This is a genomic window from Halomonas sp. 707D4 (assembly GCF_024158685.1).
Taxonomy (GTDB): domain Bacteria; phylum Pseudomonadota; class Gammaproteobacteria; order Pseudomonadales; family Halomonadaceae; genus Vreelandella.
The window spans coordinates 1-9,775 of the sequence record NZ_JAMZBD010000074.1; the positions used below are offsets into that span (position 1 = coordinate 1).

Below are 9,775 nucleotides of genomic sequence, written 5' to 3' on the forward strand. Positions count from 1 at the left end.
ACTCGGAAGTGAAACCGCAACGCGCCGATGGTAGTGTGGGGCCTCCCCATGCGAGAGTAGGTCATCGTCAGGCACCTATTCGAAAAATCCCCCGTCTCTATGAGGCGGGGGATTTTTTTCGTGCCTGGCATTCTGGATTCGAAGGCAATGACGCATCACCACTCGATGGGCTCTCCCGCCCAGTCCCAGAAGCTGCCGGTGTCCTCGGGGCGTCGCTGGTCGATCACGGTCAGCAAGCGCCCGGCGACGAATGCCGGCGTGAAGAGCTTGTCCTTTGGAACGCGTGCTTGGAAGGGTTGCGAAAGCGCGGTATCGGTGGTGCCGGGGTGAAGGCACAGGACGATCATTTGCTCGTTGAGGCGAGCGAGTTCGATGGCAGCGGTCTTCATCAGCATGTTGTGAGCGGCCTTGCTCGCCCGGTAGCTGTACCAGCCGCCGAAACCGTTGTCACCGATCGACCCGACCCGCGCGGAGAGGCTGGCGACGATACAGGGATGGGAGCCCTTTAGCGAGCCGTTCAGTGCCGTCAGTAGCCGTAACGGCGTGGCCGCGTTGACATGCATGACCCGGGTAAAAGCGCTGACGTCGAACTGTTCCAGGCGCTTTTCCGGCGCTACGCCCTGCTCATGATCGTGCAGGGTGCCGACAGCGTTGAACAGTAGATGGAGGGGACGACCCTGGAGGACGCGCGCAACGGCATCGATGCCTTCCTTGGTAGTGATGTCCACTTTGAGGGGAGTGACGCGCTCGTCGTCGTGGAACCTTTCGGTACGACTGACGACCAGTAGCTGGCCCACGCGAGGCGAGTCCAGCAGTGCCTCCACCATGGCACTGCCGATGCCGCCGCCAGCACCGGTGACCAGCGCGGTAAAACCGTCGGGTAGATGATCCAGCATGCAGCACCTCCTGTCGAAAGAACAGGAGTAAGCATAGTGGGTCTAGCAGATTCGGTGTATTGACAGAGGTGAAACGTTACCCGAAAAAACGGACAACGGTCAGGCGGAGGTATTGAGGCGGCTGGATTGCGCCTTGTTGCGCCCGTTGGGTTGGTAAAGCGTCTTTTCGGCAATCTGCTGGATATAGCTCAGCATGTCCTGATTGTGCTTCATGCGTACCGACAGCATCTGGCCCGTCAGCGCATTCATGCGCGCGGCGCGCTCGCTCTTGTCGAGAAGCGACACCCAGCTGGCTTGGCAGTTCGCCTCCCTGGCCGCCTCACGGGCGCCGTCGGCATCGTCGGTATAGCCCAGTCGCCGCTGCGTCGAACGGCGCAGTGTTTCCATGCGCTCGAGCGCCTGCAGAAGCGTCTGCTTGGCTTCTGCGATGCGGGCGAGCTCCTCGCCATCGATCTCGCCTTTGGTCAACTGCGCCTGTTCGCGCGAGAGCAGATCAACGAGCTCGTCGAGGCGCTGGTGTTGATCGGAAAGCAGGCGGGACAGGCTCATGGCAGGGTCACTCTTGCAGTTGAGCAATCAGGCTGTCGGCAATACGGTCGGCGCGAATCTCGAGACGCCCGTCACGGATGGCATCGCGAATCTCCTCGACGCGCGCCATGTCGATGTCCTGAGAATCGTCCATGTGCATCTGGCTCAGGCGGGTCGACTCGCGCGTGGTATTGCCTTCCGGTGACGACTGTGCGCCGCCGACCTTCTGGGTCTCTTCACGCTGCTGCGTCGAATGGGTGCGCGGCAGCGGATTATGATTGTCGATTTTCACGTTGTAGGCCTCGTCGTCAACGTTGCAGCGTCATGAACGCCCTGGCTCTTTGCCGTTAAGAAGAGTATCGGCATCACCGCCCTGAACTTTAGGCAGCGGGTCAAAAATCCACGACCAGGGTGCCGTCGCCGGTCACGCGCGCGGTCACCAGTTCACGCGTGTCGAAACGTACTCGGATGCGTGCGCCCTGAGCGCCGCTTTCGAGCGCCTCGCCCTCACGGGAGACGCGAAACCCAGGCCCCTGCGCTGTGACCGTCACGCGCTGGCCGCGTTCCACCACATCGGGCACCTGAAGCGTGTGTGCTTGGAAGACCTCTCCTTGTCGCAGCGGGCGCTGTGCCACCTTGCCAATGATAGCATCTTCGTCGGTCAAGGCGTTGGCCGTCAGATCGCCAAGATTGCCCTCGCGCTGAGTGAGCATCGCCTGGGTGATCAGCGCCCCGCGAGGAATGTCCCGGGCGGCGACCACGTAGCTTCCGACGACGTCCACCTGGGCCTGCAGGTAGCGTACCTGGCGGCGCCCCTCGCCGCAGCGAACACCCACGGATACCCGGCCGATCGGTGCCTGTTGGGCATTGGGGAAGAAGGGCTCCGGCGCGATACAGGCCGGCAGGTGGGCGGAGGGGGGCGAGACGTCGATCATCACTTCCTGGCCCAGCGGCTGTGCCTGCTGGTAGAGAAAGCCCTGAACCGCTTCGATCAGCGAAGGGTCATCGCCCCGCGCCTGGGTCGCAGCCAGGCCCAGTGCGATCACCAGCAGGCAGCGCAAGTGAAACGGCAGGCAGCGGGACGCGCGAAGAGAGGGGGCAAGCATGGCGGTCGCTCGATCGAAAGAGAGGGGGCAGTGGGCAGGAGTCTAATGCAAAAGACCCCCGGGCATCATGCGAAATGCTGGGTGAAAAGGCATTTGTTCCATGCTTTAGGCGCAGGGACACTTGCCTATCATGCACCCTCAGAAATTTCCGAATTATCTTTGCCTCTCAGCCTGCGGGGGACGGCATGTTCGATCATCTCGATTCAGCGTTCAATATCCATCAGCGTGCGCTTGGCCTTCGCCAGGCGCGCCACGAAGTGCTGGCGGCCAATATCGCCAATGCCGACACGCCGAACTACAAGGCGCGCGACATCGACTTCGCCAGCGAGCTGCAAAAGGCGGTCAAGGCCGGTGAGTCGTCCCAGCAAGGCGGCGTCGCGCTGTCGCGGACGTCCGAGCACCATATCGCCGCACAAGGCCCGGCCTGGCAAGGCGCCCAGACGGACCTGTTCTACCGCATTCCCGACCAGCCGAGCCTCGATGGCAACACGGTGGACATGGACCGCGAGCGCAGCCAGTTCGCCGACAACGCCGTTCGCTACCAGGCGGCGCTGACGATCATGAACAGCCGCATTCAAGGGCTCAAGAACGCGATGCAGCCGGAATAACCCGGCGAGGAGATTCAGTAACTCATGTCGATGTTTTCAGCCTTTGATATCGCGGGCTCCGCACTCAGCGCCCAGGCCCAGCGGATGAACGTGACCGCCAGCAACATGGCCAATGCCGACAGTATCGCCGGCCCCGATGGCGAGACCTACCGCGCCAAGCAGGTGATGTTCCAGACCCAGGCGCAGAACAACCGCTACGGCGTTGGCGGCGTGCGCGTCACCGAGGTGGTGGAGGACGACTCCCCCCTGCGCCTCGAGTACCTGCCGAGCCACCCGGCGGCGGACGAAAACGGCTACGTGGCCAAGCCCAACGTCGAGCCGGTACACGAGATGGTCAACATGATCTCCGCGTCGCGCTCCTACCAGGCCAACGTGGAAGTCTTCAACACCACCAAACAGATGATGATCCAGACGCTATCGCTCGGTGAGGGCTAAGCATGAACACCTTCGATCCCAATGTAGTGAATGCCATCAACGGTACCAGCGGTGCTCAGTTGCAGCCGAAGCAGTCCGAGGCGCTGCGCAACAGCTTCATGACGATGCTGATCACCCAGCTGCAGAACCAGGATCCGCTCAATCCGATGGACAACGCGGAGATGACGTCGCAACTGGCCCAGATCAATACCGTCAGCGGCATCGAGCAGCTCAACACCACGCTCCAGAGCATTACCAGTCAGATGGAAGCCAGCAAGGCGCTTCAGGCGAGCAGCCTGATCGGACAGGGAGTCATGGTCCCCGGTCGGCAGATCATGCTGGAGCAGGATGGTGACGGTAACCCTTACTCCACGCCGTTTGGTATCGAACTTGCCAGGCCCGCCGCCAATGTACAGGCAACGATTACCGGCCAGGGCGGAGAGGTCATCCGGCGCTACGATCTGGGAGCGGTCGAGTCCGGCGTCCAGTCCTTCCAGTGGGATGGTAGAAATGATCAGGGAGAGGTCGTCGCAAGCAACCGCTACACCGTGCAGTTGACGGCGACCGACGGCGAGGGTGATACGATCGAGGCCGCCCCGCTGAACTATGCGATCGTCAACAGTGTAACGCCCAACAGTGGCAACGATGTAAGGCTTGACCTGGGAGCGATCTACGGCCAAGTCAGCCTGAACGACGTCAAGCAGATTCTTTGATTCAGCAGTACTGAAAGCTTCCAGGAGAACGAAATGAGTTTTTCACAAGCACTGAGCGGTCTCAACGCCCAGGCTCAGAACCTGAAGATTCTGGGCAACAACATCGCCAACTCTCAGACCGTTGGCTTCAAGAGCTCGAGTGCCATCTTTGCCGATGTCTTCGCCGGCGCCAACAGCCAGGTGGGCCTGGGTGTCAAGATTTCCAGCGTTCGCCAGGACTTCACTGCCGGTGATCTCGAATCCTCCGGGCGCACCCTCGATCTGGCCGTTGCCGGTGAAGGCTTTTACCGCGTTCAACTGACCAGTGGCGAAACCGCCTATACCCGTAACGGTCAATTCAGCCAGGATAACCAGGGGTATATCGTCAACTCCTCCGGCCACCGGCTGACCGGCTATGGGCTGTCGGATCCCGATGATCCCTTCTCACCGGTTGTCGCGGGCGGTGCCCCCCAGGCGCTGCAGATTCCTGCCGATGATATTCCTGCAAAAGCGACCGTGAATGTCTCCGCGACCTACAACTTGAACGCCAGTACGGTGATCGGCCAGGCAGATGCCAATACGCCAGTGCAGTCGGCCAGGATTGTAGGTGGTAATGGTGACGAGATGGACGTCAACTACCACTACTCGAACAGCTATACGGTGTATGACTCGTTGGGCAACAGCCACACCGTGTCTACCTATTTCCTGAAAAACGCCGACAACCAGTGGATAGCGCAGGTAGCGGTCGATGGTGTGATCGATGGCTTTGCACGCGCTGACGGCCCCAACGGCGGTGCCAATATGGGCGCGGTCACCAACTACGGCAACAATGCGTTTGCAGTTGATTTCACAACGGGTGGCCAACTACCGCGTAATGCGAATAGCGAAGTGGTTGCCATAAGGCCTGTCAATGGAACAGCGGTCGGTGGTGCCTTCGGAAACGGTGCCAGCCTTGCCACTATCGGCTTCAACCCAGGCGGTGGCGCCGCTCCGGTCTCGTTCGACCTGGATCTTGAGGGTACCACGCAGTTCAACAACACCTCGATCCAGAACACCCTGACCCAGGATGGCTATACCTCGGGCAGCCTGGCGGGGCTCGAGGTCACTCGTGATGGCCGCGTGATTCGTACCTACACCAACGAAGAGCGCCGCGATGCCGGCCAGATCGTGCTGGCGAGCTTTGCCAACAACGAAGGCCTGCAGGCTATCGGTGACAATGCCTGGCGTGAAACCAACGCCTCGGGCATCGGCATCATCGGCACCGCCGGGGCGGGCGTTTTCGGCACGATCGAGTCCGGGGTGCTGGAGAACTCCAACGTCGATCTGGCCAAGCAGCTCGTGGACACCATTGTTGCCCAGCGTGCCTACCAGGCGAACTCGACCTCCATCAGTACTCAGGACGAGCTCCTGCAGACCATCATCAACCTGTGATGAGCGGCGCCACCGGGAGGAAGTAGCGCGTGGATAGAATGCTGTATACCGCCATGAGCGGTGCCAAGAACGCCATGGACCAGCAGTCGGTGGTGAGCCAGAACCTCTCCAACGTCTCGACGGCGGGGTTTCGCGCCCAGCTGCAGGCGGCGCGTTCGGTCCCCGTGCAGGGCGCGGGCCCACTCGATACCCGCGTCTCGGCAGTGGCGACCACGCCGGGAAGCGATTTTTCCCAGGGGCCGGTCGATTTCACCGGGCGCACGCTCGATGTCGCCATGCAGGATGGCGCCTGGCTTGCGGTACTCGCGGAGGACGGCACCGAGGCCTATACCCGGCGCGGCGATCTGCAGCTCGACAGCGACGGGGTACTCCTGAACCTGGGCCGGCCGGTGATGGGCGAGGGCGGTCCGATCGCGCTTCCCCAGGGTGCCGAGATCTCCATCGGTGCCGATGGCACCATCAGCGCGATTCCTCAGGGCGAAGGCCCCAACGCGCTGGTGGACGTCGGGCGCATCAAGCTGGTCACCCCGGACGAGCCGACGCTTACGCGCGGCGACGATGGCCTGTTCCGCGCGCCGCTGAACGACGCCGGCGAGCCCGGCGTGCTGCCCGCCAACGAAGCGGCGCGGCTGGTCAGCGGTGCACTCGAGGGCAGCAACGTCAGCGCCATCGACGCCATGGTCTCGATGATCGACGTGCAGCGCCGCTACGACATGCAGATGCGCGTGATCAGCAATGCCGACGAAAACGCCCAGCGCGCCAACAGCATGCTTTCACTCCAGGGCTGACCCCAGCCGCCCGATTAAAGGACACCTACCATGATCAAGTCGTTATGGACGGCAAAGACGGGGCTCGAGTCGCAGCAGACCAAGCTCGACGTCATCTCCAACAACCTGGCCAACGTCAGCACCAACGGCTTCAAGCGCTCGCGCCCGGTGTTCGAGGATCTGCTCTACCAGAACATGCGCCAGCCCGGCGCCCAGAACAACATCCAGGATCGGCTGCCGTCCGGCATGCAGGTGGGAAGCGGCGTACGCGCCGTGGCCACCGAGCGCCTGCACACCCAGGGCAGCCTCGAGGAGACCGGAAACTCCCGGGACCTGGCCATCGATGGCCGCGGGTTCTTTCAGGTGCTGTTACCCGACGGCACCGTCGGCTACACCCGTGATGGCAGCTTCCAGCTCAACGAAAATGGCCAGATGGTCACGGCGAACGGCTACCCGCTGGAGCCGGCCATCTTCCTGCCGCCCACCGCGCTCTCCGTCGCGATCGGCGAGGATGGCACGGTCAGCGTCCGCCAGCCCGGCGTTGCCCAGGATACCGACGTGGGTCAGATCACCGTCACGTCCTTCATCAATCCCGCTGGCCTTGAAAGCGTCGGTGGCAACCTGTATCTCGAGACCGGTGCCTCCGGTGCGCCGAACCAGGATATCCCGGGCAACAACGGGGCCGGCCGCCTCTTCCAGGGCTACGTGGAAACCTCCAACGTCAACGTGGTGGAGGAGATGGTCAACATGATCCAGACCCAGCGCGCCTACGAGATCAACAGCCGGGCGGTCTCCACCAGCGACGAGATGCTGGCGCGGCTCAGCCAGCTTTGACGCCTAGCCCCCGGCTCTTCCCTACAGGTCGCACGATGTCCAACCACGTCCTCTTTCGCCGCCTGACGCAGCTGGCGGCACTGCTTTTCATCCTGCTGGCCGCCGGCTGCGCGCAGATTCCGCGCGCCTCGGTGGTCGGCGAGCAGGAGCAGATCAATATCATCGACCGGCCGCCGGCGGTGGCCAACGGCTCCATCTACCAGGCCCGGCGCGGCTATCACCCGCTGTTCGAGGATCGCCGGCCCCGGGCTATCGGTGACATCCTGACCATCGTGCTCAACGAGCAGGTGAGCGCCAGCCAGAATTCGCAGTCGAGCGCCAACCGCAGCGGTTCGGCCTCGCTCGATATCGCCCAGATTCCCGAGATCATCGACTTTCTCGAGGATTACGGGTTCGACGTGGCGGGCAGCAACATCTTCGCCGGCAGCGGCAGCACCCAGGCCAACAACACCATGACCGGGACCATCACCGTGTCGGTGCTGGAAGTGCTCAACAACGGCTACCTGCGGGTGCGCGGCGAGAAGCAGATCGCCATCAACCAGGGCACCGAGTTCATCCGCTTCTCCGGCGTGGTCAACCCGCAGACGGTCACGGCGGCCAACACCGTGCCGTCGAACCAGGTCGCCGATGCGCGCATCGAGTACGTGGGTGATGGCTACATCAACGAGGCGCAGCACATGGGATGGCTGCAGCGCTTCTTCCTCAACGTGTCGCCGTTCTAGGCGCTTGGGATGAGACACCGCATGGCTTCAATCTGGAACGTCAAAGCGATGAGGCGACGCGCGATGCAGCTCGTCGCTCTCGTCGCCCTGGGCCTGGTGGCCCAGGGCGCCTTCGCCGAACGGGTACGCGAGCTCGCAAGCTTCGCCGGCGTGCGCGACAACCAGCTGGTCGGCTATGGCCTGGTGGTGGGGCTCGACAATACCGGTGACCAGACCACCCAGGCACCGTTCACCAGCCAGAGCCTGACCAACATGCTCTCCCAGCTCGGCGTGAGCGTGCCGCCGGGCACCAACCTGCAACTGCGCAACGTCGCCGCCGTGATGGTGACGGCGGACCTGCCGCCGTTCGCGCGGCCGGGCCAGCGCCTGGACATCGTCGTCTCCTCCATCGCCAACGCCAGAAGCCTGCGCGGCGGCACGCTCTTGATGACCCCGCTCAAGGGCGCCGACGGCGACACCTACGCCATCGCCCAGGGCAACATGCTGGTCGGCGGCGCCGGGGCCCAGGCCGGCGGCAGCAGCGTACAGATCAACCAGCAGGCGGCCGGGCGTATCCCCGGTGGAGCGCTGGTGGAACGCGAAGTGGCGCTCAACCTGGGCGGTAACGGCGGCCTGCTGGAGCTTCAGCTGAACACCCCAGACTTCGGCACCGCCCAGCGCATGGTCAGCGCGATCAACGGCGAGTTCGGCCAGTCCGTCGCCTATGCGCGCAACGGCGGCGTGATCGCCCTCGACGGCCCGATGGATGCCAATTCACGGGTCAACTTCATGGCCCGGGTCGAGAACGTCCAGGTCACGCCCATGGAGGCCCCGGCCCGGGTGGTGCTCAACTCGCGCACAGGCTCCGTGGTGATGAACAGCGCCGTCACGCTGCGCCAGGCGGCCGTCGCCCACGGCAACCTGTCGATCGTCATCGACAGTCAGTTCGGTGTCAGCCAGCCGGCCCCGCTGGGCCAGGGGCAGACCGTGGTCGTGCCGGATGCCGATATCGACATCAACCAGCGCGAAGCCTTCCTGCAGATCGTCGAGGGTGCACAGCTCAGTGACGTCGTCAACGCGCTCAACGCCCTAGGCGCCACGCCCCAGGACCTGATGTCGATTCTCGAGGCGCTCAAGGCGTCCGGGTCGCTGCGCGCCGAGCTCGAGGTGATCTGATGAGCATGACCGACATGAGCAGCCAGTTCGCTTTTGATATGAGCGGCTTCCAGCGCATGCAGCATAACGCCCGCGTCGACCCGGAAGGCGGGGCGCGGGAGGCTGCCCAGCAGTTCGAGGCGCTGTTCGTGCAGATGATGATGAAGAGCATGCGCGAGGCGATTCCCTCGTCGAACCTGATGAACAGCAGCGCCGGCGACACCTACCAGCAGATGCTCGACCAGCAGTGGTCCCAGGTGATCGCCGGTAAAGGCGTCGGCCTTGCCGACGTGCTCGTCGAGCAGCTACAGCGCCAGGGTGCGATAAAGGGTGCGGCGCAGGGCGATGAGGAACTCCAGGCGTTGATTGCCGGCATCCCCCGCGGCACCCCGCGGGTGCTGGACGACCCGCTCCAGCCGCCTGGCGCGGCCGAGCCTCGAGGCGGGCGCTTCCTGCGCGAGCTCGAGGCGATCCGCGAGTCCAGGGTCGTCACCGGCGTCGAGCAGGAGAGCGCTGCCACGATGGCCGCGCCGGTCATCAACCCGAACGCGCCGGATCATGTGAAGCGGTTCATGGCTACGCTGGCCCAGCCGGCCCAGGCGGCAAGCCAAGCCAGCGGCGTCCCCGCCGAGCTGATCCTCGC

General features: G+C 63.5%; 13 protein-coding genes. 9 read left to right on the top strand and 4 right to left on the bottom strand.

What is annotated here, in order from left to right:
* Positions 1–155: 155 nt before the first annotated feature.
* The 4 genes from BIS11_RS05075 to flgA form a co-directional block, all read right to left on the bottom strand.
* On the bottom strand, positions 156–896 hold the full coding sequence (locus tag BIS11_RS05075) for an SDR family NAD(P)-dependent oxidoreductase (RefSeq protein WP_253424304.1): 741 nt from the start codon (positions 894–896) through the stop codon (positions 156–158).
* A gap of 99 nt (positions 897–995) precedes the next feature.
* Positions 996–1,445 (bottom strand): flagella synthesis protein FlgN, encoded by a 450-nt coding sequence (locus BIS11_RS05080; RefSeq protein WP_253424307.1) that lies wholly within the window; start codon positions 1,443–1,445, stop codon positions 996–998.
* Between the two features lie 7 nt (positions 1,446–1,452).
* Complete coding sequence (flgM, locus tag BIS11_RS05085; RefSeq protein ID WP_253424310.1) at positions 1,453–1,716, bottom strand: flagellar biosynthesis anti-sigma factor FlgM; 264 nt, start codon at positions 1,714–1,716, stop codon at positions 1,453–1,455.
* Between the two features lie 100 nt (positions 1,717–1,816).
* Entirely contained in the window at positions 1,817–2,530 is a 714-nt protein-coding gene (flgA, locus tag BIS11_RS05090; RefSeq protein WP_253585787.1) for a flagellar basal body P-ring formation chaperone FlgA, read from the bottom strand.
* 185 nt (positions 2,531–2,715) lie between these two features.
* Between flgA and flgB the strand changes: the two genes are divergently transcribed.
* From flgB to BIS11_RS05135, 9 genes are all read left to right on the top strand, one after another.
* Positions 2,716–3,138 carry a flagellar basal body rod protein FlgB gene (gene flgB, locus BIS11_RS05095; RefSeq protein ID WP_253424315.1) on the top strand — a complete coding sequence of 141 codons (423 nt, stop codon included), beginning with the start codon at positions 2,716–2,718 and terminating at the stop codon, positions 3,136–3,138.
* A gap of 24 nt (positions 3,139–3,162) precedes the next feature.
* Positions 3,163–3,573 carry a flagellar basal body rod protein FlgC gene (flgC, locus tag BIS11_RS05100; protein ID WP_253424318.1) on the top strand — a complete coding sequence of 137 codons (411 nt, stop codon included), beginning with the start codon at positions 3,163–3,165 and terminating at the stop codon, positions 3,571–3,573.
* A 2-nt stretch (positions 3,574–3,575) separates the two neighbouring features.
* Positions 3,576–4,265 (top strand): flagellar hook assembly protein FlgD, encoded by a 690-nt coding sequence (locus BIS11_RS05105; RefSeq protein ID WP_253424321.1) that lies wholly within the window; start codon positions 3,576–3,578, stop codon positions 4,263–4,265.
* A 33-nt stretch (positions 4,266–4,298) separates the two neighbouring features.
* The gene (gene flgE, locus BIS11_RS05110) at positions 4,299–5,675 is read left to right on the top strand and encodes a flagellar hook protein FlgE (protein ID WP_253424324.1); all 1,377 of its coding nucleotides are present in this window, start codon (positions 4,299–4,301) and stop codon (positions 5,673–5,675) included.
* Positions 5,676–5,704: 29 nt separating this feature from the next.
* Positions 5,705–6,463: a flagellar basal body rod protein FlgF gene (locus BIS11_RS05115; protein ID WP_253424327.1), complete on the top strand. Its 759-nt coding sequence runs from the start codon at positions 5,705–5,707 to the stop codon at positions 6,461–6,463.
* Between the two features lie 30 nt (positions 6,464–6,493).
* The gene (gene flgG / locus BIS11_RS05120; protein WP_253424330.1) at positions 6,494–7,276 is read left to right on the top strand and encodes a flagellar basal-body rod protein FlgG; all 783 of its coding nucleotides are present in this window, start codon (positions 6,494–6,496) and stop codon (positions 7,274–7,276) included.
* Positions 7,277–7,311: 35 nt separating this feature from the next.
* Positions 7,312–7,998, top strand: a complete 687-nt coding sequence (locus BIS11_RS05125) for a flagellar basal body L-ring protein FlgH (RefSeq protein ID WP_253424333.1) — start codon at positions 7,312–7,314, stop codon at positions 7,996–7,998.
* Positions 7,999–8,061: 63 nt separating this feature from the next.
* Positions 8,062–9,153 (top strand): flagellar basal body P-ring protein FlgI, encoded by a 1,092-nt coding sequence (locus BIS11_RS05130; RefSeq protein WP_253424336.1) that lies wholly within the window; start codon positions 8,062–8,064, stop codon positions 9,151–9,153.
* A partial coding sequence (locus BIS11_RS05135; protein WP_253585788.1) for a rod-binding protein occupies positions 9,153–9,775 on the top strand: 623 nt, incomplete at its 3' end. The genes BIS11_RS05130 and BIS11_RS05135, both read left to right, overlap by 1 nt.

Coding starts and splice junctions, on each gene's coding strand:
- BIS11_RS05075 (WP_253424304.1), bottom strand. CDS start 896: ATGCTGGATCATCTACCCGACGGTTTTACCGCGCTGGTCACCGGTGCT.
- BIS11_RS05080 (WP_253424307.1), bottom strand. CDS start 1,445: ATGAGCCTGTCCCGCCTGCTTTCCGATCAACACCAGCGCCTCGACGAG.
- flgA (WP_253585787.1), bottom strand. CDS start 2,530: ATGCTTGCCCCCTCTCTTCGCGCGTCCCGCTGCCTGCCGTTTCACTTG.
- flgB (WP_253424315.1), top strand. CDS start 2,716: ATGTTCGATCATCTCGATTCAGCGTTCAATATCCATCAGCGTGCGCTT.
- flgC (WP_253424318.1), top strand. CDS start 3,163: ATGTCGATGTTTTCAGCCTTTGATATCGCGGGCTCCGCACTCAGCGCC.
- BIS11_RS05105 (WP_253424321.1), top strand. CDS start 3,576: ATGAACACCTTCGATCCCAATGTAGTGAATGCCATCAACGGTACCAGC.
- flgE (WP_253424324.1), top strand. CDS start 4,299: ATGAGTTTTTCACAAGCACTGAGCGGTCTCAACGCCCAGGCTCAGAAC.
- flgG (WP_253424330.1), top strand. CDS start 6,494: ATGATCAAGTCGTTATGGACGGCAAAGACGGGGCTCGAGTCGCAGCAG.
- BIS11_RS05125 (WP_253424333.1), top strand. CDS start 7,312: ATGTCCAACCACGTCCTCTTTCGCCGCCTGACGCAGCTGGCGGCACTG.
- BIS11_RS05130 (WP_253424336.1), top strand. CDS start 8,062: ATGCAGCTCGTCGCTCTCGTCGCCCTGGGCCTGGTGGCCCAGGGCGCC.